This window comes from Olegusella massiliensis, assembly GCF_900078545.1.
GTDB lineage: Bacteria > Actinomycetota > Coriobacteriia > Coriobacteriales > Atopobiaceae > Olegusella > Olegusella massiliensis.
In genome coordinates this window covers 815,825-835,704 of record NZ_FLLS01000002.1, presented here as the reverse complement: position 1 = coordinate 835,704, position 19,880 = coordinate 815,825, and the positions used below count along the sequence as shown (strand labels likewise).

General features: G+C 48.6%; 18 protein-coding genes and 5 tRNA genes. 20 read left to right on the top strand and 3 right to left on the bottom strand.

Features of this window, described 5'->3' with window-relative positions; all coding sequences use genetic code 11:
* Window positions 1–13: 13 nt before the first annotated feature.
* The gene (gene gyrA, locus BN4314_RS04005) at window positions 14–2,809 is read left to right on the top strand and encodes a DNA gyrase subunit A (RefSeq protein ID WP_068539904.1); all 2,796 of its coding nucleotides are present in this window, start codon (window positions 14–16) and stop codon (window positions 2,807–2,809) included.
* A gap of 201 nt (window positions 2,810–3,010) precedes the next feature.
* Here the strand turns inward: gyrA and BN4314_RS04000 are convergent, their stop codons facing one another.
* Window positions 3,011–3,502 (bottom strand): bifunctional nuclease family protein, encoded by a 492-nt coding sequence (locus BN4314_RS04000; RefSeq protein WP_035097719.1) that lies wholly within the window; start codon window positions 3,500–3,502, stop codon window positions 3,011–3,013.
* 152 nt (window positions 3,503–3,654) lie between these two features.
* Between BN4314_RS04000 and BN4314_RS03995 the strand changes: the two genes are divergently transcribed.
* The 4 genes from BN4314_RS03995 (at window position 3,655) to typA (ending at window position 6,516) form a co-directional block, all read left to right on the top strand.
* Window positions 3,655–3,731: transfer RNA gene (locus tag BN4314_RS03995), tRNA-Ile, on the top strand.
* A 59-nt stretch (window positions 3,732–3,790) separates the two neighbouring features.
* A tRNA-Ala gene (locus tag BN4314_RS03990) sits at window positions 3,791–3,866 on the top strand.
* A 275-nt stretch (window positions 3,867–4,141) separates the two neighbouring features.
* Window positions 4,142–4,603 (top strand): hypothetical protein, encoded by a 462-nt coding sequence (locus BN4314_RS03985; RefSeq protein WP_148424857.1) that lies wholly within the window; start codon window positions 4,142–4,144, stop codon window positions 4,601–4,603.
* A gap of 74 nt (window positions 4,604–4,677) precedes the next feature.
* Entirely contained in the window at window positions 4,678–6,516 is a 1,839-nt protein-coding gene (gene typA / locus BN4314_RS03980) for a translational GTPase TypA (RefSeq protein ID WP_021734749.1), read from the top strand.
* A 79-nt stretch (window positions 6,517–6,595) separates the two neighbouring features.
* On the opposite strand, the gene BN4314_RS03975 is transcribed toward typA, so the two are convergent.
* Window positions 6,596–7,363: a trimeric intracellular cation channel family protein gene (locus BN4314_RS03975; RefSeq protein ID WP_021734529.1), complete on the bottom strand. Its 768-nt coding sequence runs from the start codon at window positions 7,361–7,363 to the stop codon at window positions 6,596–6,598.
* 244 nt (window positions 7,364–7,607) lie between these two features.
* Between BN4314_RS03975 and BN4314_RS03970 the strand changes: the two genes are divergently transcribed.
* From BN4314_RS03970 to BN4314_RS03900, 15 genes are all read left to right on the top strand, one after another.
* A tRNA-Ser gene (locus BN4314_RS03970) sits at window positions 7,608–7,698 on the top strand.
* A gap of 41 nt (window positions 7,699–7,739) precedes the next feature.
* Window positions 7,740–7,827 (top strand) — tRNA-Ser (locus tag BN4314_RS03965).
* 60 nt (window positions 7,828–7,887) lie between these two features.
* The gene (locus tag BN4314_RS03960; RefSeq protein WP_068539902.1) at window positions 7,888–8,703 is read left to right on the top strand and encodes a DUF4013 domain-containing protein; all 816 of its coding nucleotides are present in this window, start codon (window positions 7,888–7,890) and stop codon (window positions 8,701–8,703) included.
* Window positions 8,704–9,090: 387 nt separating this feature from the next.
* Window positions 9,091–9,384: a 30S ribosomal protein S6 gene (gene rpsF / locus BN4314_RS03955; RefSeq protein WP_068539901.1), complete on the top strand. Its 294-nt coding sequence runs from the start codon at window positions 9,091–9,093 to the stop codon at window positions 9,382–9,384.
* Window positions 9,385–9,435: 51 nt separating this feature from the next.
* Complete coding sequence (locus tag BN4314_RS03950) at window positions 9,436–9,951, top strand: single-stranded DNA-binding protein (protein ID WP_068539900.1); 516 nt, start codon at window positions 9,436–9,438, stop codon at window positions 9,949–9,951.
* A gap of 20 nt (window positions 9,952–9,971) precedes the next feature.
* On the top strand, window positions 9,972–10,256 hold the full coding sequence (rpsR, locus tag BN4314_RS03945) for a 30S ribosomal protein S18 (protein WP_021625227.1): 285 nt from the start codon (window positions 9,972–9,974) through the stop codon (window positions 10,254–10,256).
* 34 nt (window positions 10,257–10,290) lie between these two features.
* The gene (rplI, locus tag BN4314_RS03940) at window positions 10,291–10,821 is read left to right on the top strand and encodes a 50S ribosomal protein L9 (protein WP_068539898.1); all 531 of its coding nucleotides are present in this window, start codon (window positions 10,291–10,293) and stop codon (window positions 10,819–10,821) included.
* 519 nt (window positions 10,822–11,340) lie between these two features.
* Window positions 11,341–12,768, top strand: coding sequence for a replicative DNA helicase (gene dnaB / locus BN4314_RS03935; RefSeq protein ID WP_021734540.1), 1,428 nt, complete (start codon window positions 11,341–11,343; stop codon window positions 12,766–12,768).
* A 143-nt stretch (window positions 12,769–12,911) separates the two neighbouring features.
* Window positions 12,912–14,192, top strand: coding sequence for an adenylosuccinate synthase (locus BN4314_RS03930; protein ID WP_021734620.1), 1,281 nt, complete (start codon window positions 12,912–12,914; stop codon window positions 14,190–14,192).
* A gap of 6 nt (window positions 14,193–14,198) precedes the next feature.
* Window positions 14,199–15,119 carry a DegV family protein gene (locus tag BN4314_RS03925; RefSeq protein WP_021734715.1) on the top strand — a complete coding sequence of 307 codons (921 nt, stop codon included), beginning with the start codon at window positions 14,199–14,201 and terminating at the stop codon, window positions 15,117–15,119.
* Window positions 15,120–15,156: 37 nt separating this feature from the next.
* The gene (gene purD / locus BN4314_RS03920) at window positions 15,157–16,452 is read left to right on the top strand and encodes a phosphoribosylamine--glycine ligase (protein ID WP_068539897.1); all 1,296 of its coding nucleotides are present in this window, start codon (window positions 15,157–15,159) and stop codon (window positions 16,450–16,452) included.
* Window positions 16,453–16,465: 13 nt separating this feature from the next.
* Window positions 16,466–17,191 (top strand): NUDIX domain-containing protein, encoded by a 726-nt coding sequence (locus BN4314_RS03915; RefSeq protein WP_021734616.1) that lies wholly within the window; start codon window positions 16,466–16,468, stop codon window positions 17,189–17,191.
* Window positions 17,192–17,261: 70 nt separating this feature from the next.
* Entirely contained in the window at window positions 17,262–18,134 is an 873-nt protein-coding gene (locus tag BN4314_RS03910; protein ID WP_021734520.1) for a hypothetical protein, read from the top strand.
* 96 nt (window positions 18,135–18,230) lie between these two features.
* A complete protein-coding gene (locus BN4314_RS03905) occupies window positions 18,231–19,115 on the top strand; it encodes a bifunctional hydroxymethylpyrimidine kinase/phosphomethylpyrimidine kinase (protein WP_068539896.1) in 885 nt (294 codons plus the stop codon).
* Window positions 19,116–19,162: 47 nt separating this feature from the next.
* A tRNA-Leu gene (locus BN4314_RS03900) sits at window positions 19,163–19,249 on the top strand.
* 172 nt (window positions 19,250–19,421) lie between these two features.
* Here the strand turns inward: BN4314_RS03900 and BN4314_RS03895 are convergent.
* A complete protein-coding gene (locus BN4314_RS03895; protein WP_068539895.1) occupies window positions 19,422–19,649 on the bottom strand; it encodes a DUF6724 family protein in 228 nt (75 codons plus the stop codon).
* Window positions 19,650–19,880: the final 231 nt, after the last annotated feature.

The window sequence follows — 19,880 nt, the reverse complement described above, 5'->3', positions numbered from 1 at the left end:
AGGCCTAGGTTTTATGGCAGATGATCACAACACTCCTCCTGAGGATGACTTTGTCGATTTGACTAACGATGATGCTTATGAGGATGAAAATATTGATGAGACAGAAGAAAACGATGAGGATGTTGATCTCGTAGAGGATTATGACGAAGACAATCCACCGGTGACACCAACGCTTGGTGGAGGAGCAGGTCTTGATCCCACCATCTCTGATGAGGCGGGTACACGTCTTTCTTTGGTAGATATTCATGGTGGTACACTCAAACCCGCTGATATGGCTACCGAAATGAAAGCATCGTTTCTTGAGTATTCGATGTCAGTTATCGTTGCTCGTGCTCTTCCTGATGTAAGAGATGGCTTAAAGCCCGTTCAGCGTCGTATTCTTTATGCGATGAACGAGGCACATATTGTGCCTTCCCGTCCTCACAAAAAGTCCGCTTGGACTGTTGGCGAAGTTATGGGCAAATACCACCCCCATGGAGACTTGTCCATTTACGATGCAATGGTGCGTCTTGCTCAAGACTTTTCTATGCGTCTGCAGTTGGTAGATGGTCACGGTAACTTTGGTTCTATCGATGGTGATCCTCCCGCAGCAATGCGTTATACCGAGAGCCGCCTTACGTATGCCGCAATGGAAATGCTGCGCGACATGGATAAAGAAACAGTTGACTCTCAGCCAAACTATGACGAGTCATTGCAAGAGCCTGCGGTTTTACCTGCTCGTTTTCCTAACCTCTTGGTAAACGGTAGCCAAGGTATTGCTGTTGGTATGGCAACCAACGTTCCTCCTCATAATCTTGCAGAGGTGACCAATGCTGTCTGCACGATGATTGACAACCCTGAGGTAAGCACGGAAGAGCTTATGACAGTGTTGCCAGGTCCTGACTTCCCCACAGGTGGCACCATCATGGGCACTGACGGGATTCATGATGCGTATGAAACTGGTCGAGGAACAATTACGGTGCGCGCCAAGGTTCATGTTGAGCAACGAAAAAACGGTCGCCAGCGCCTAGTAGTAACTGAGATTCCCTACCAGGTAAATAAGGGCACACTTCAGGAGCGTATTGCCCAGCAGGTGAACGAAAAGCGCATCGAGGGCATTTCTGATATGCGCGATGAATCCAACCGCAAGGGTATGCGTATTGTTCTTGATCTCAAAAACGGTGCTGTGCCTCAGGTTGTTCTCAATAACCTTTACAAGCGCACTCAGCTGCAGTCAAACTTCAATGTCATCAATATCGCGCTGGTAGATGGTGTACCTCGCACACTGACCCTGCGTCAGATTATTGGTCACTATATTGACCATCAAGTTGATGTGGTGACACGCAGAACTGAGTATGACCTTGCAAAAGCGCGCAAAGATTTGCATATTCGTGAGGGTCTGCTTATTGCGGTCGATAATATCGATGAAATTGTTCATATCATCCGCAGCTCTCATGACGATACTGAAGCAAAGTCTCGTATGCACGAGCGTTTTGGCATTGATGAAATCCAAGCAGAAGCAATTCTTCAAATGCGTCTACGCCGTTTGACCGGTCTTGCACGCGAGGAGCTTGTGGCACAGATTGAGGAGCTCCGTAGCCGTATTGCCTACTTTGAAGATTTGCTTGCTCACCATGACAAGATTTTGAGCGTTATCAAAGACGAGCTCCGTCAGATTTCCGATCGCTTCTCTGATAAGCGTCGTACTCAGATTTCTCAGGTTGGCGCTCAAGATCTTGATGTTGAGGACCTCATTGCCGAAGAAGATATGGTTGTGACCGTTACTCACGGTAGCTATATCAAGCGTTTGCCTGTAGCAACCTATCGTAGTCAAAAGCGTGGCGGTAAGGGTATTCAGGGTTTGTCGCTCAAAGAAAGCGACTTCGTTGAGGATTTGTTTGTTGCCTCGACCCATGATTATGTGATGTTCTTTACCAACAAAGGTAAGGTGTATCGCTTTAAGGTGCATGAACTGCCGATTGGCTCGCGTCAGTCGCGCGGCTCTGCTTTGGCAAATGTTATTAAGACATTGTCTGAGGACGAACGCCTGTCAGCTGTTATGGTCTGTCGCGCATTTCCCTCTGATGAGTATCTGATGTTTGCAACGCAGTCAGGCATGGTCAAAAAGACGGCCATGAGTGCTTACGATAACAGTCGACGTGATGGGCTGATTGCTATTAACCTAAAGGCTGGCGACGAACTTGTGAGCGTCCGTCGTGTTCGTAAGGGTGAGTTGGTCATTTTAACCTCTGATTTGGGCAAGACCATTGTTTTTGATGAGGAGGTTGTGCGTCCTACTGGTCGTGCAAGCGCTGGTGTAAAGGGTATTACGCTGCGTGGAGAAGCCAAGGTCTTAGGCATGGAAATTTCCAACGGCCAAGGAGACCTCTTTGTTATCACCGAGAAGGGTTATGGTAAACGCACGCCGATTAAGGAGTACCCACTCCACAACCGTGGTGGTCAGGGCGTCTTTACCATCTCAATGAATGCAAAGAAGGGCGCCCTTGTGGGTTGTCGCGTAGTAGGCCCTCAGCATGAACTGATGATTGTGACAGAGGCCGGCGTGATGATTCGCGTCAAGGCAACTGATGTTTCTCGACTGGGTCGTGCAACCACTGGCGTTAAGGTTATGAACCTTGCTGACGGCGATCGTATTTCTGCGGTAGCCCGCATGGTTGCTCATAAGAAAAAGGCAGCTCGCGCAGGGGTGGTCGGACAGGCAACACTCGATTTAGCAGCGGCTGGTGCGCGTGATGCTGACGATGAAGAACCAGTTGACGTTGGTGGTGAAGAGCAGCTTAACGAGGATCTTCTTGACGACGAAGAATAAACATTAAGGGTGTCTATTTGGCACCCTTTTTTATTGCGCATATTGTTTGTACTATATAGGGTAGAACCCGCCTTTCGGGCACGAGCGACGTCAGGCGGGTTCTTTGAAAAATTGACGTTTAAGATATCCAATTTAAAACGCTCAGCCACAAAGGGATAAAAACGCCTTTTTCTGCGTCTTTTTTACTAAGCAAAGAAGTATTTATTCATTAAAATCGTCAGCAGAGAGACTTTCAACAAAATCGTGGAATTCTTCAAGCTCTCGAGATTTTTCTTCTTTTTCTACGGCGTCAAAGTTAGGCATTGTTGCGGTAGCAAGCACCGAATCATCCGCATAGATAGGCACCCCAGCACGTACAGCCAAAGCGATTGCATCAGAAGGACGACTGTCCACATCAAAAGTTTGGCCGTTATAGTCACGCAACATGAGATTTGCAAAGAAAGTAGTCCCATGAACAGCAACAATAGCGACCCCTACCAGCTCTGCTTCTAGGCGATCAAGTACCGAAAGCATAAGATCATGAGTCTTGGGGCGTATTTCGTGGGCTGCAATACCCATAGAGATAGAGGTAGCTTCAACCACCCCAATACGTATAGGTAGCTCGGTAGCAAGACCCTCAGAGGGTTTGCGTGGTGTGAGAGTTACCAACGAAGCGATGGGGCCACCGCCGACAACAATTGCCTTTATGTCCATACGAATTAACACGCGAATTCCCTTCTATTGACCGGTTATGGTACCCCATGTGACGAAGTTCAAAAATAGTTCATATTCAAAATTAATCTCAGGCGAAATGTGAATTCTTGTTGACAGAGGCCTGTAGCTGTAATAGGATACATTCTTGCGTTGGGCCCGTAGCTCAGTTGGTCAGAGCGTCCGGCTGATAACCGGGAGGTCACAAGTTCGAACCTTGTCGGGCCCACCACACATTCGTCAATAATCGCCCCAATGATAGCCGAGTCGCCGTTGGGGCGATTATTAGCCGGGGACATAGCTCAGCTGGGAGAGCGCGGGCTTTGCAAGCCTGAGGTCGTGGGTTCGAACCCCATTGTCTCCACCAAAACTAACAGGTCAGAGCTTCGGCTCTGGCCTTTTTTGTCTTTCTTACTTGGAGTGATAGACGAGCCATCATCTACCGTAGAAGTCGCGCTTCCTTTCACGCTAGCTGTTCAGCACCTTACTGTGCTTCAAAACCAATCTCAGTCAAAAGATTAGCTACCAGAGTCATCTGGCGATTTTTTGTGGTCAAGAAGTGCATGTTGTCTAGAGCCATACGCACATTGTTCAAGTGCGCTACCATCGCAAAGAAACTTTAGATTCAAAGAAAAGATGTGCATGACTCGTTTTAACCATAACAATCGCCGCGATGGCATCTCAGCTGAGACAGACCAGCTTTCGTCTGAGCTTTTTGGAGATGCGTTAGACCTTCTTGCCACAAGTGCGCAAATGGGCGTTCTGCTTGTCATAGAAGATGACCAAGGCAATACTGCGAGCTATGAACTTTGCGACGACGGCCCAGAAGCTTTGATTGATGAGGCTTATACGCGTGTTAAAGAAATCAATCACCACAGGGGAGACAAAGAAGCTGGCCTTGGTATGCCCGTCCGTTATGCTATCGCCTATGAAGGCGCAATTGCAGCTGATGATGGCAGCTATCAGGATGCGTTACTTCTAGAATTTGGTGAAAAAGGCTATAAAAGTTATTCGGCTTATAGCTACGTAAAAGGGCGGGGAACAGGCGATAAATTTCAGTGGACCGAGCCTGCTGCTGCTGGTGAAGTTGAGCCCCTGCTCTAGCTTTTATTTGGGCGCCTGCCCGACATTCCAACGTTATGTGCCGTTTTGCGGCCGTCTTGATAGATGGGATACGTATGCTTCAAGAATCCATCCGTAATATTGCAATTATTGCCCACGTTGACCACGGCAAAACCACCTTGGTCGATCAGCTACTCAAGGCAAGTGGTGCATTTCGTGAAAACCAACAGGTAGAAGAGAGAATTCTTGACTCCAATGATCAGGAGCGCGAACGTGGCATCACTATATTGGCCAAAAATATTTCTATTGATTATAAAAACGTCAAAATCAATGTCATTGATACTCCAGGGCACGCTGACTTTGGCGGTGAAGTAGAGCGTGTACTCAAGATGGCAGATGGAGCTCTCTTGCTTGTTGATGCCGCAGAAGGCCCTATGCCGCAGACACGCTTCGTACTTCGCCATGCTATTGATGCAGGCCTTGCGGTGATGGTTGTTATCAATAAGATCGACCGTGATGGAGCAAATCCTGAAAACGCCTTAAATGCGTGCCTCGATTTGATGATGGATTTGGGCGCAAGCGATGATCAGCTTGAGTTTGCAATGGAGCACGTGGTGTATTGCTCGGCAGTGAATGGCTTTGCTCGTCTAGATCCTGATGATGGCAATGATGATATGTTGCCGTTGTTAGACATGATTGTTGATTCTCTACCTGCACCCGACGTCGATCCTACTGGCTCGCTTGCGATGCAATGCGTCACCATCGATCACTCTGAGTATGTCGGTCGTATTGGCATTGGTCGTGTGTATGCTGGAACCATTCACAACGGGGACAAGATACTTGTCGTCAAAAATGATGGCTCGCGAGCTATGGCTCAAATCAAGCAGTTGTTTACCTTTGATTACCTTGGCCGCAAAGAATGTAAAGAAGTTGTCGCAGGCGATATCGCTGCTGTAGTGGGTATTGATTCGACTGATATTGGTGATGTGTATACCGACCCCGAAAATCCTGTTGAACTTGATCCCATTGAAATTGATCCTCCTACGCTTTCCATTGTATTTGAAGCATCTACCTCACCTTTAGTGGGTCGCGATGGCGATATCGTTGGTGGTCGTCAGCTTAAAGAACGCTTGATGACAGAAGCTGAGAACAATGTCACCATGCGTATTGAGGAGTTGCCCGATAAAACCGGTGTTGAGGTTGCGGGACGCGGTATCCTGCACCTTTCGGTGCTCATGGAGTCAATGCGTCGTGAGGGTTTTGAGTTTCAGGTGGGTCGTCCGCGTGTTTTGTTTAAAAAGGCTGCTGATGGTGAGCGCCTCGAGCCTATTGAGCAGGCGGTTGTTGAATGCCCCGGTGAGTTTTCTGGCAAGGTTATTGAGGTGTTTGGCAACAGCGGCGGCACGATGAGCAGTATGGAGGCTGGTAATACCCAGACGCATTTAGAGTTCACTATTCCTACGCGCGGCATTATGGGTCTTAAAAACAAAATTATGAATGTCACCCATGGTGATGCGGTCTTTTATCATACCTTCCTCGAGTATGGACCCTTTGCTGGTAACATTGGCAGCCGCGACAACGGTGCCATGATTTCAATGTCGACCGAAAAAGCTGTGGCATATGCTTTGGGTACCTTGCAGGAACGCGGCAGTCTTTTCGTTGAGCCGGGTACCGAGTGCTATGAAGGCATGTTGGTGGGGGAGCGCAGCCGTCCAGGCGATATGGTAGTCAATATTGCACGCACCAAAAACCTTGGTAACCAACGCTCTTCGACAGCAGATATTTCCGTACAGCTCACTCCTCCCAAAACCTTCTCTTTGGAAGAAGCGTTGGAGTACATCATGGATGACGAACTTGTTGAGGTGACGCCCAAGCATATTCGTATGCGTAAACGCATTCTCAACGATACGGATCGTCGTAAATGGGCTGTTCGTCATGGCATGGTCAAGAAATAAACCGTATTTTGTTTGACTTATTCATGAGGAGAGGCGCTTTCGAACCAGCTGTGGAGGGTTGAGACACTACAAGCCCAGCTCACTGTCTATGGCTGCCGGGTTTTTTGATAATGGTTTCACCGCGGCGACGCCCTTCATTTCTAGCAGCGGTATAGACCACACGAATAGCTTTGCTTGCCCGAGGACTGAGGTCGATGCTGTCAGGGGATAAAACGTTATATTTGAGAGACCAACGACGCATGGCAACCATGGCAAAGACGCAAATAATCAATGCCCAGAGTTTGCGTACCCCAAACATACAAACCGTGCTGTAGTAGAGTGCTCCTCCTACAACCGAGCAGATTGCATAGAGGTTAGAGCGGCGGAAAATTTGAGGCACTTCCCCCAAAAAGACATCTCGTAGCATGCCGCCGCCTACAGCCGTGATAGTACTGAGCAAGATAACGGCAGCGCCGCTTGTGTGAAACATAATTGCCTTGTCAGCGCCAGCAACTGCAAAGAGGGATACCGACACAATATCGACCCATTCGTAAAAGCGAGAAAAACGCTTGGTAGCCCCAGGGAAGAAAAACCCAATCAATCCAGTTAGTACTGCCATAGGGATAGCGTAAGGGGAATCCATCATGTAGACGCTACCCTTTTGGAGGATGGTGTCACGGATTAATCCTCCGCCAAGACCGCAAATCATAGCGAGACCGACATAGCCTACGAGGTCAAGCTTGCGTTGGCGCGCAGCAAAAACACCTGCAAGAGCGCCCACGATAACCGCAGAGAGATCCAGCCATGTTGGCAAAGGTAGCCCTGTGATGTCCATGCCACCATAAGGTGTAAAGAAAAAATTATGCACTGCGACCTCCCCTCACATCTGGCCTAAAAACTTTATCAGGCTTGGTCACAAAAATACCAGGGAAAACAAAGCTTTTCTTGTGAGATATCAAGCTCATAAAGTAGCAGTACAAATGGAGAAAAGCTACAAGAAAGCCTACGTTTTTCAAGACTTTGTTGTGCGTTACTCAAACTATCTGCAAAAATAAAAAATACAGATAGCGTAAACTAACGCTTTCTTGTATACTTTCCGTTGCACAATTTCTGGAGAGTTGTCCGAGTGGCCGAAGGAGCACGATTGGAAATCGTGTAGGCGCCTAAAGCGTCTCCAGGGTTCAAATCCCTGACTCTCCGCCAGAGTATTCTTCGTGGCACCTGAGGGTGCCACGTCTATATCTGGAGAGGTGGCAGAGTGGCCGAATGCGGCGGTCTCGAAAACCGTTTACCCTTTGGGGTACGTGAGTTCGAATCTCACCCTCTCCGCCAGATGAGTCAGGTCGGCCGCAGCTGCGACCGACTTTTTTATTTTGAGTCAAGGAGAAGAAAATGTTAGACGATGGACACTACTATAAAAAGTCACTCGCATTACTTCGCCATGACCATGGATGGGTTAAACCTTTATTAGTAATGGCAGCCGCAAATCTTGTCCCTATTGCAGGGCCTTTAGGCTGTAATGGCTATGCTGTTGAATGGGCTCGTTTGATTGCGTGGGGAGTAGATGCTGCGCCAAAACAGCGGAACGTCCGTATAGGTGGGTGTATTTCTGCAGGCTGGCGTGCCTTTATTGGGGCTTTATGGGTAGGGCTTGCGGTATATGTGCTCAATCTGCTCTTTACCTTAGTGCTTAAAGAAGGAGCTGTTACCAGCACCTTTAGCTTACTTTTAAGTTTTATCGCACCTTTTTTGATTCCTGTTGCAGCCTTACATGCCACCATCTATCACGATTTTAAGGCAGGATGGCAAATCAAAAGGATTTGGTCGTTAATTAAAGCAGACCATAAAAGCGCCTGGCGTCTTTTTCGTCTTTCCATTGTGCTTCAACTGGTGGTTGGCCTGATACTTTCTCTTGTATGGATGGCAATTTTTATCCTAATTGCAAGTCAGCTAAGCGATAGTTATCTCATGCTGGCGTATAGTGATGTGTTGCAGGATGTTACTGCCTCCTATGTTATGTACGCTACAGCTGACCTTCTTCGGCTTGTTGCCGCAAATGCTCTGCCTTGCGCGATTGCAGCTTTTATTAGCAGTCTTGGCCTTTCGTTCGTTCAGATGATTCAAATGTGTGCGACGGGACTTTGGTTGCGTCAGTTTGATGTACCCACTTGGCAAGAGAGTAACAAGATTTTTGAAGAGAAAAAGTAGTGGCATAAAAGCCCATAACGTAACGGTATTGTGCCTCTGTATGCTAAAGCTTATGAAGCTTTTATGAGTGTGAAAAAGCTAAAAAATTATTTTATCTCCCCTGGATTGGGTCAACCACACTTACCGCGGCAAAACATAGTGATCTAGCTGGATAAACAGACATAATTTAAAGAAAGCAGCAGTATAAGGCAGCTATAGGGCAGAGACCTTCCAAGCTAAATCCAAGTTGATGGGTTTATTTTTTTGCGTGTGGGGAAGGTGTGGGATGCGTTTTGTCATAATTGTCCTATAAAAGCATCTAAAGCTGTGATATTATCATTCCTTAGCCTTTCCTGCCTTGGCTGCACCTTCATTTGCCAAGGCCATATGTCCAGAGGAGGTGAAGAGATGAAGGCTTATGAACTACTGTATTTTGTCGATCCCACAGCAACTGAGGAGATTCGCGCAGGCGTCTCGAAGCGTATCGAGGTGGCTGTTACTACTGATGGCGGCGTGATCGACAGCGTCGAAGACTGGGGTAAGCGCAAGCTTGCCTATGAGATCGACGGCCTCACCGAGGGCGATTACATCCTTATCAATTTCCATGCTGACCCCACGCAGATTACCGAGCTCGATCGAGTTCTGCGTATTAACGACAACGTGAAGCGTCACATGGTCGTGCGTCGTCCCGACAAGGACTAAGTACCGACCACATATGGAAGGACGAGGAGACTCGCAAGAGAGGTGGGAACTATGAGCATTAACAGGGTAATTATTACTGGCAACTTAACGCGTGATCCTGAGCTGCGTAGCACTAATGGTGGCACGCAGGTTTTGACCTTTGGCGTAGCTGTCAACGACCGCCGTCGTAATGCACAAGGCGAGTGGGAAGATAAAGCCAACTTTGTCGACTGTGTTATGTTTGGTAATCGTGCCCAGTCGCTTTCACACTACCTCTACAAGGGCATGAAGGTTGCTATTGAAGGCAGGCTTAGCTACAGCTCCTGGGAGTCCAATGGTCAGCGTCGCAGCAAGCTGGAGGTTATCGTAGACGAGTTGGAATTCCTTTCCTCTCGCCAGAATACTCAGCAGCAGGGTGGCTACCAACAGCAGCAGCCCCAAGCTCAATCTCAGCCAGCGCCGCAGTACTCGGCTCCTCAGCCGACGTATAACCAAGCGAGTTATGCCGCCCCCGCAGCTACACCCCAAACGACTCCCGTCCAGGCGCCGCCTCCCAGCGACGTTTATGACGAGGATATACCGTTCTAGGAATTGAAAAGAGGTATCTAATGGCAAAGCAGAGGCAGAGGCAGCGCCGCGAAGAGCAGCGCCCCATGCATCGCAAGTACTGCCAGTTCTGCAAGGAAAATGTCGATTTTATCGACTATAAGGACACGCAGCTTCTCCGCAAATTTACGACTGATCGTGGCAAGATTAAGCCCCGTCGCGTTACTGGCGCTTGCACGCAGCATCAGCACGATATCGCGGTGGCAATCAAGCGCGCCCGCGTAATGGCTCTGCTCCCGTACGCTGTGCCCGTGGTTTCCAACCGTGGTGGTCGCAACCGCGGCTAAGCGGACGGAAGCATTCAACGAAAAGGAGCGTCCCATGAAAGTCATCCTTATGGGTGAGCTCAGGGGCAAGGGCGGAGAAGGCGACATCGTTGAGGTCGCCCAGGGCTATGCGGAGAACTACCTGTTCCCCAACAAGATTGCCCAGCCCGCAACCCCTGGCAACATTAAGCAGCTTGAAGAGCGTAGGCACAATATTGAGAAGCGCGAGGAGAAGCGTGTTGCTGACGCTAACGCGCTGAAAGAGCAACTCAATGGCAAGAAGATTGTCATTGATGCTCGCATTGGCGAGGACGGTCAGCTCTTTGGTTCGGTCACCTCGGCTCAGATTGTCGAGGCTCTCAAGAGCCAGCTGGCAGTTGAGGTCGATCGCAAGCGCATTAGTCGCGGCGGCACTATCAAGACTGCCGGTGCTCACGAGATCGAGGTTAATTTCTATCGTGAGATTAATGCCAAGGTTATCGTTCAGGTTGGTCCCGAAGCTGAGACAGCAGCTGAAGAGCCTGTTGAAGAGGCAGCTGATGAGACTGAGGCAGAAACCGAAGCGGAGCTCGAGGCCGCTGAGTAGTTTTACCAGTTCATCATGTGCGTCTATTTGTTCGTAGTGGAATACCTGCAGGTTTCAACAAAAGTTGCAGGTAGTACTCAGAATTAATATAGATGCAACATGCAACGAACGTTCGTATACATCCCTCCAACCCTCTGCGGAATGGAGGGATTTTTTATTTAAATGAATATTTAATTGAATCTACCTGCGAAAACAGGAAATTAAATGAGTGAGATATGCAAAATTGCTGGATTGAATTTGTGCTCAGAGCATATCCATATGAGTTCTGTACATGTTGAAAACACCGTTCGTCGAAACGTCCAAAAATTGTTGAAAACGTAGAAAACTTGCAAAACTGCAGGTTGAGGATAATTAGTTTCTACATCAGCATATCGATAACAATATTTGCGAACTTTTGACTCTGCAAAGCTTACGTGCATGAGGTACTATGCTTTGCTCAGGCATTGAGGCAATTGAGCTGTAAATTTATTTACAACTGCGCTTGCGTTTATCGGACGTGGGACTTGAGAGGAGAACACCGTGCCCGAGAAGGAAAAAACACAGTCTTGGGGACGCCGTCTTAAGAGTGAACGTGATTTTTCACTTACTGCGCTTCCAGGCGATGTTTCGATGCCGCAAGATGTCGCTGCAGAACGTTCTGTCCTCTCAGCAATGATTCTCTCTGAGAATGTATTGCAGGAATGCCTGATTAGTCTAGAACCCGATGATTTTTATCTGCATGCTAACAAGCAGATCTTTGTTTCTATGGCCGAGATGTTCGACCATAGTGAGCCAGTAGACCCAATCTCTTTAGCTGACCACCTAAAAAGCGCTGGTGAACTCGAAAAAATTGGCGGTCCTTCTTACTTGGTGGAATTAGGATCAAACTCTCTTGCACTGGCTAGTTGGCAACATCATGTTGAGATGCTCAAGCGCGATGCGACTTTGCGACGTCTTATCTCTGCCTCAGCGCGTATTCAGGCAATGGCATTTGATGCGCCTGAAGATTCGCGTGATGTTGTTGATTATGCAGAGAAGCAAATCTTTGATGTAACTGGTCAGGATGTGCGCGACAACTCAGCAACGCTTTCTCAAATAATGGGCGAGCTTTATGAACAGCTTGGTGAAATGGCTGCGGCTGATGAAGAAGCTATTGGTGTCAAGACGGGCTTCCGTGATATCGACGGGGCATTACAGGGCATGCGTGCCGGTCAGATGATTGTTGTTGGTGCTCGCCCTGGCGTTGGTAAGACGTCATTTGCTCTTAATCTCTGCATAAACGCAGCAAAAAATGGTGCATCAGTGGTTTTTTTCTCACTCGAGATGAGCAAAATAGAGATTGCTCAACGTTTGCTTTCGGCAACGGCAGGCATTCCGCTTTCAGATATCCGTGGTGCGCGAATCCAAGACAACCAGTGGCCAACCCTGCTGGAAGCAACCGCTCAGCTTTCAAAACTTGATGTACAAATTGACGATACGGCAGGTACAACGGTCACCGAGATTCGCGCCAAAGCGCGCCGCCTTTTGCATGACAAAGAAAAAGGCATAGTAATCCTCGACTACTTACAGCTGGTCTCACCTCCACCTGGACGCATGCGTGCGGATAGTCGTGCTACTGAGGTTTCCGAAATGAGCCGAGGTCTCAAGGTTATGGCAAAGGACTTACACATTCCTGTCATCGCTTTGTCACAGCTCAACCGTACTGTCGAAGGACGTACAGGCAAACGACCGCAACTTTCCGATTTACGTGAATCTGGTGCTATCGAGCAGGATGCCGACGTGGTTATTTTGCTTGACCGCTCTACTTCCCAAGAAGAAGCAGAGCGAAGTGACCGTCCGGACTGGGGTGTCACACAGTTTATTATTGCGAAAAACCGTTCTGGTCCTTTAACTACCGTCGACCTTACCTTCCTCGCCAATTCAACACGCTTTGTCGAGGTGTATCGCCCAGCAGGTGGCGGAAACTAACAAGAGTCGTATTACACACGTATCTGCAGCTGCTGTGAGACAGGCGCACTCCAAGGGGGTTGGGCCTGTCCTGCTTTATACTAAAGAGGTTGGTCCGAAAGCCGTCGCACTATAAACAGCGGCATTAACAAGAGGGAGGGCATATGCCCGCATCAGTGCTCGTAGGAACCCAGTGGGGCGATGAGGGTAAGGGCAAGGTTACCGATCTTATTGCAGGTGACTTTGACGTAGTTTGTCGCTATGCCGGTGGTGCAAACGCTGGCCATACAGTAATTGCCGATGGTAAAAAACTTGCTTTACATCAGGTGCCCTCAGGCGTTATGTATCCAGGAACAACTCCAATTGTTGGTAATGGCTGCATTGTCGATCCTGAGATTTTGCTCTCTGAGATTGATATGCTGGCTGAATCTGAAATTAGCTGTGATGACCTTAAGATTTCGGGTAATGCACACATTGTTATGCCCTATCACAAAGATCTTGATGGCGCCCATGAAAAAAAGTTAGGCAAGAACCTCATTGGTACTACCAAGCGTGGTGTTGGTCCTTGCTACATGGATAAAATGAACCGTACAGGCTTGCGTATCCAAGATATGCTTGACGAAAAGATTTTCCGCGAAAAGCTTGATGCAGCGCTTGCCTACACAAACCCCATTCTCTCCAAAGTCTATGACCTGCCTACCTATACGGTAGACCAAATTTGTGAGACCTACCTGCCGATGGCATCGCGTATTCGTCCTTATATCGTTGAGTCATCGCTTTATCTCAATGAACAGCTTGAAGCCGGTAAGAACGTTCTTTTTGAGGGCGCTCAGGCAACCATGCTCGATATTGATCACGGCACCTATCCCTTTGTTACTTCTTCTAACTGCACAGCTGGCGGAGCGGTAACAGGTTCTGGCGTCGGCCCCACTAACATCAACCGCGTTCTCGGTGTGGCCAAAGCATACCTTACCCGTGTGGGTTCTGGTCCTTTCCCCACAGAGCTCTTTGGTGAGACGGGCGATTTACTGGGCGAAGTTGGTCATGAATACGGGGTAACCACAGGTCGCAAACGTCGTTGTGGCTGGTATGATGCAGTGGTTGTGAACTATGCTGCACGTATCAACGGTCTGACTGATCTTGCTATTACCAAGCTTGATGTATTGGGTTGCCTTGACAGCATTAAGGTGTGCGTTGCCTATGAGTGTGACGGTGTCCGCTATACCACCGTCCCCGAACACCAATCAGTGTTTTATCACGCTACTCCGGTTTACGAAGAACTTCCTGGCTGGAAGTGTGATATTTCTGGTGTCCGTAATTTCTATCAGTTGCCCCGGGAAGCAAAGGACTATATCGATTTTCTCGAGCAGCTTGCTGGTGTCCGCGTTTCGATTATCACAGTCGGTCCCGATCGCGATCAGTCAATTGACCGCTACTGGAAGTAGGGTAGTGTGCCTGATTTTGCAATTGTTTGTGACAGCTCTTGCGACCTGTCACCAGAGCTTTGTCGGAGACTGGGAGTAGAACTCGTATCGCAGCGTCTATCGTTGTCTGGCGATGAGTTGCTTGATCGCAATATGACGATGGACGATGCGTTAGACGTATTGGCCGCACGTGCTCGCGCACGCGTTACAGCTCCTGGTCGCGATAGTTTTGAGGCAACTTTTGATGAGCTTGTCGATCGTGGCGTTAAAGAGATTGTGGTACCAGCGCCCTCAGCGGCGCTGGTGGGATCCTATGATTCCGCTATCGAAGCAGCAACTCAGTATGTAGATACCAAAGTCACTGTTCTTGATACTAAAGCAGTATCTGTACAGTTGGCTTTGGTGGTACTGCGCCTCGTGGCCGATCGCAATGCAGGGTTAAGTGCAGAAGAAGCGATTAAACGTGCCGATGAGATGGCAAGCAAAACACGTCTTTTGACACTCTTACCCCCAGGCATTGACCTCGATCGCGCTTGTATATTAGGTGATATTCGCGGTCTTCGCCGTTCTCTCAAGACATTGGGCATGCGTGTGTCAGGAGGCTGGCTTTATACCTCCATTAATCCTGGTGGTACTGTCAGAGTTGAACGCCGCAGTGAAAGCGTTGATTTGCTTGCGGGCATTCTTGCCCGCGAGATGAGTACGTACTCTCAGCAGGTGGGTCCACTGACACTTCTTGAGGCAAAGTCAGTAGATTCAACTACGCTATCCAAGTTGCAGCGTCCTCTCAATACCAATGAGTTTGAGCATGTGAGCGCTGGTATTTTACCCATACGTCCCACTTCTGTGGTTATGGTGGGTGCCTCTGCAGCAGGTGTTGCATTTGCTCCACAGTCGCTTATTACGCCCGAGGAAGTAAGCGATCTTTTGGGCGATAGTGACCGATAGGTAGTTAAGCCAGAATTTGCCTTTGAAAGGATAAAATATGGAGAGCGCAGCCAAAACGATCGACATTTTACTGTTGGGTTCAGGCGGTCGTGAGCACGCCTTGCTACGCAAGCTTGCAGAGTCTCCTCGTGCGGGCAAATTATGGGTGACACCAGGAAACGGGGGCATGCTTGTCGAAGCGGAGCTAGCTGATTGCAGTCAAGATAGTCCCGAGGATGTGGCTCGTTTTGCTCGGGAGCATGAGATTGGTCTGGTGGTGATTGGACCTGAAGCACCGTTAGTAGCAGGTGTAGCTGATGCAGTGCGAGCTGTAGGTATTGCTTGTTTTGGTCCCAGCAAAAAAGCAGCTCAAATGGAAGGCTCCAAGCGCTTTGCTAAAGATGTTATGACACGTGCTGGTGTGCCAACTGCGGCGTACCGCAGCTTTACGAATCGTGTTGAGTGCGAGACGTATGTGCGTGAGGTGGCAGGTCCTGTCGTGGTAAAAGCCGATGGTCTTGCCGCAGGTAAAGGGGTTATTGTTGCCCAAAGCACCAAAGAAGCACTTGCTGGTGTTGCAGAATGCTTTGATGGGGCGTTTGGCGATGCGGGAACAACGGTTGTTGTTGAAGAGATGCTCGAAGGCCCCGAATGCTCTTTGCTTGCTCTCACCGATGGTACAACCTTGGTACCGCTCGCCACGAGTCAAGATCACAAGCGCGCCTACGATGGCGATCTCGGACCTAATACAGGTGGTATGGGTGCCTATTCTCCTGTGCCAAGCGTGACTGCAGAGCAACTTGCTCAAATGTGCGAAATGGAACAAAAGGTCATCAATCAGCTACGTCGCGATGGGATCTGCTATTCAGGCTGTCTCTATGGTGGCTTTATGCTTACCGCCGAAGGTCCCAAAGTATTGGAGTTTAATGCTCGTTTTGGCGACCCCGAGACTCAAGTGGTGTTGCCGCGCATGCAGGCAGATGTGGTTGATGTTTTTCTCGCCTGCGACAAAGGTACACTTGACGCATCAATGGTCTCCTGGAATGACGACTGGGCAATGACCGTTGTGCTTGCCAGCGCGGGCTATCCTGGATCCTATGAAAAAGGCAAACTCATAGAAGGCATTGAAGAAGCAGAACAGCTTGAAGGCGTGACAGTATATCAAGCAGGCACTTGCCTTGGTGCGGATGGACGTACCTATACTTCTGGTGGTCGCGTGCTCAATGTGACGGCGGTGGCACCAACCTTAGCCGCTGCACGTAAGCTTGCCTATCAAGCGGCCAATCTTATCCACTTTGAGGGTAAGCAGTGCCGTAGTGATATTGGCCATCATGCTCTCGAAAGTTTGTCGTAACAAAGGACTAAACATGGGTTCATCAAGCGAGCACAACGATAGTAAAAACGCTACCACGACAAATACCAATGGAGCTGCTGATTTGTTAGAGTCAGCCGAGGCATATACCTATGACGGCGATCGTAGCGGAGCTGCTCATAGCTCTGGTTTGCCCGAAGCGCGTGAGTTAGTGTTAGGTGGTAGTGATCAACGTGATGCTGCTCTTGAGGAGCACATTCTTTCAGAGGATGTTGCTTGGCATGGGCGCATTTTTGATGTCAACCGCATGGAAGTATCTCTTGCCGATGGGCGTCACGCTATTCGCGATGTTGTGCGTCATCCCGGCGCGGTTGCTGTTGTTGCCCTTACGGATGATGGTAGGATTTGCCTCGTGAGACAGTATCGTGTCGCTCTTAATCGTGTGACCGTTGAGGTGCCTGCTGGCAAGTTGGATGCTGGTGAGGATCCGCTGGATTGTGCTCGTCGTGAGCTTTTGGAAGAGACCGGCTATGAAGCGGATAACATTGCCTTTTTGACGACTATTGCCACATCCTGTGGTTTTGCTGACGAGCTTATACATCTCTATATGGCAACAGGTTTGCATCTGTGTGGCTCAAGCCCCGATGCTGATGAGTTTATTAACGTTGATCTTGTACCTTTGCAAGAACTTATTGATGCCGTGCTGGATGGGCGCATTGAGGATGCAAAGACGGTAGTTGCTACCCTTGTTTGTGATGCGGTAGCTCATCGTCTAAGCTAAGTAAGCTGAACTGTCGTTATTTCCGTAAATTGCTGCTAAGTTTTGCTTGGCAAAGAAGTGGGGGGGTGTTATGGCACAAAGGCAACGTACGATTTTGGGGCGTCGTCCGGCCAAAGGCACCCTCGGCCATGAAGAGGCAGAGCAGCTTTTTTCAACGGTAGATGAAACAGGCCATAGCAATCGTGAGCGTGCTGCTCGTGAGCGCAAGCGTCGTCACGAAAAAGGTCATGGGGTAGATATTGACCCACTATCAGATGCCGATCCTTCTGGTTCTGATGTTGAACTGCGTATTCGCAGAACCGCCATCGGTTTTGTGATGACGTTGCTTGCGGTAGTTATTTTGGCGCAGGTGAGTTGTGGTGTGATAAGGCGTGTCAATACCGCCAATCTTTCTCAAGATGTCAGCGTGGTAACCGTTGCCTCTGCACTTCGTGGTGGCGTTGAGTGGGGTAATGGCTTTACGCAGTTTCCTGAGGACTTTACCGTTCAAGAAGCCGATCAGCATACCCATCGCGTTGAAGTGTCTGTGCATGACACCACATCAAAAAATGTTTTGACCTGCTTTTCTAGTTCTCAGATTCAAGCTACAGCACTTTCGGTTAACGCGTTGTTGAACCCCAATATTAATACCGTTATTTATCATGTGAATGTGTATATGGATGACAAGGGGAACTTGCTCACCTCGCAATTTTTTAACTTTATCAAACCAACCGGTGAGACGCATCCTTTTATGACGTTTATCTGGACCAAAGAAAACACCTCAAACGGCGTGCGTTATAACTGCACGATTGAGGGTATGGATTCCAAAACTCAAGAAGCACTGCGTAAAAAGATTACCTCGAGCTATACACCTTTTGCCCACCTTGGACAGGGAGATGGTGCGGCCAATTCTACCGATGAGCAGAATACGGCTACTGCCGAAAACCCTGACGTTGATCGTTAGTAAAAATTTTCTCATCAAAACTAGCGACAGGTTCTACTATTGGGTTATTCTGTCCTGCAGCGTAGGTCCATCAGTCCACGTGAAAGGAAGCATCTTATGGCACACGCAAATGATTTGATTTTGTATCAGCGTTCTGGAAACTACGTTCCGCGCATAGCTGCCGTCCACGACCTGTGTGGTTATGGAAAATGTTCACTTGGGGTAGCTATCCCTGTTTTATCTGCGGCTGGCTGTGATGTATGTTCAGTGCCTACCTCGCTTTTTTCAGCTCATACGGGTTTTTCTCAGTTTTATAGGTATGACACCACCCCAATGCTTAAAGGTTATCTTGATGCTTGGAAAATTCATGGCGTTGATTTAGATGCAGTGTATTCGGGTTTTTTGGGCTCTGCCGAGCAGGTGAGCGCCATCCAGCGTATTTATAGCGAATATCCTCGTGCTTTGCGTATTGTCGATCCTGTGATGGGTGATGGAGGAGAGAAATATCCCACCTATACCGATGAAATGTGCGAGGCCACTCGTAGTTTGGTTGATGGAGCTGATTTGCTTGTTCCCAACCTGACGGAAGCGTCTATATTAACGGGTATTGACTATGAGGGTCAGGATGTTTCTCTTGGCTACACTTCCCGCCTGGCAGACGCTCTGCTTGAGATGGGTGCAAAAAATGTGGTTATAAAGGGTGCTGTGCGTGGCGATAAAAAGATTTACAACTTTGTTTGTGGCCGTGATTTTGAGGGCGAAGAGCTCGAGAGCGAGCTGCTGCCCTTTATGATTCATGGCACGGGAGATCTTTATGCATCAAGCTTGTTAGCTGCGATTATGTGTAATAAGTCCTTACGTGCAGCAGTTGAGTTTGCGGGTCAATTTGTTGTTGATGCCATGCGTATGACTCGCCATCAGCCAGACTTTGAGCTACGTGGTGTGAGCTTTGAAAGCGTGTTAGGTGAGATTACCGCCCTTGTAGGACCGGAGTTTCGCTAAATAGTTTCTTGCCATCTGCTGGTATTCGTAGTATTATCCCTACGCACGCGGGCGTGGCGGAATTGGCAGACGCGTACGGTTCAGGTCCGTATGAGAGCAATCTCATGAAGGTTCAAGTCCTTTCGCCCGCACCATGAATAATCAAGACCCCTTTTTCGAGGGGTCTTTTGCTATGTAATGAACTGATGGACAGCGTAGCATCGACTTGCTTCCGCAGCACAGTGCGTGTCAAATGTCACACATCGTTTCAGATGAGACGGCCTGCTTGTTAGCTGCGAGATTAATGAATATACGCATTTAGAAGGTTTATTTATTATCCTCGTCAAAAGCAGACCAACCGCTCTCGGAGTCATCATCGCCGTCAAAAAGATTCCAGTCATCCTTGCTTTTTGCATGGTTGAAGTACTGCTTGCGCGTTTTAGATTCAAGGAACCACGCAATGATGAAGAAAAGCACCACGCCACCCAAAAGCAGACAGATTACCCCAGCCTTGTCGTTAAAGAGCCAAGTAAAAAACTGAGAAACGGCATCCATGGAATAACCTCCTATGTCAACACAGCTCAAAATCTGTTATCTACTCGTATAAATCGCATGTTGTCGTTGTTAGCATATATGCCCATAGACGTACTGGACGCCTACAAGTATATACTTGGAAAGAATATGCCACGACAGCATAGTGCGGCTTTATCGCTAGATTGTTGGCAGTAACGTGGCACGAGAGATATAAGCTTGCAGTTTTTGAGTTTGCAAGAAAAAGAAGGACGA

Bases quoted from the DNA above. Each gene is read 5' to 3' on its own strand.
- gyrA (WP_068539904.1), top strand. From the start codon at position 14: ATGGCAGATGATCACAACACTCCTCCTGAGGATGACTTTGTCGATTTG.
- BN4314_RS04000 (WP_035097719.1), bottom strand. From the start codon at position 3,502: ATGGACATAAAGGCAATTGTTGTCGGCGGTGGCCCCATCGCTTCGTTG.
- BN4314_RS03985 (WP_148424857.1), top strand. From the start codon at position 4,142: ATGACTCGTTTTAACCATAACAATCGCCGCGATGGCATCTCAGCTGAG.
- typA (WP_021734749.1), top strand. From the start codon at position 4,678: ATGCTTCAAGAATCCATCCGTAATATTGCAATTATTGCCCACGTTGAC.
- BN4314_RS03960 (WP_068539902.1), top strand. From the start codon at position 7,888: ATGTTAGACGATGGACACTACTATAAAAAGTCACTCGCATTACTTCGC.
- rpsF (WP_068539901.1), top strand. From the start codon at position 9,091: ATGAAGGCTTATGAACTACTGTATTTTGTCGATCCCACAGCAACTGAG.
- BN4314_RS03950 (WP_068539900.1), top strand. From the start codon at position 9,436: ATGAGCATTAACAGGGTAATTATTACTGGCAACTTAACGCGTGATCCT.
- rpsR (WP_021625227.1), top strand. From the start codon at position 9,972: ATGGCAAAGCAGAGGCAGAGGCAGCGCCGCGAAGAGCAGCGCCCCATG.
- rplI (WP_068539898.1), top strand. From the start codon at position 10,291: ATGAAAGTCATCCTTATGGGTGAGCTCAGGGGCAAGGGCGGAGAAGGC.
- BN4314_RS03930 (WP_021734620.1), top strand. From the start codon at position 12,912: ATGCCCGCATCAGTGCTCGTAGGAACCCAGTGGGGCGATGAGGGTAAG.
- purD (WP_068539897.1), top strand. From the start codon at position 15,157: ATGGAGAGCGCAGCCAAAACGATCGACATTTTACTGTTGGGTTCAGGC.
- BN4314_RS03915 (WP_021734616.1), top strand. From the start codon at position 16,466: ATGGGTTCATCAAGCGAGCACAACGATAGTAAAAACGCTACCACGACA.
- BN4314_RS03910 (WP_021734520.1), top strand. From the start codon at position 17,262: ATGGCACAAAGGCAACGTACGATTTTGGGGCGTCGTCCGGCCAAAGGC.
- BN4314_RS03905 (WP_068539896.1), top strand. From the start codon at position 18,231: ATGGCACACGCAAATGATTTGATTTTGTATCAGCGTTCTGGAAACTAC.
- BN4314_RS03895 (WP_068539895.1), bottom strand. From the start codon at position 19,649: ATGGATGCCGTTTCTCAGTTTTTTACTTGGCTCTTTAACGACAAGGCT.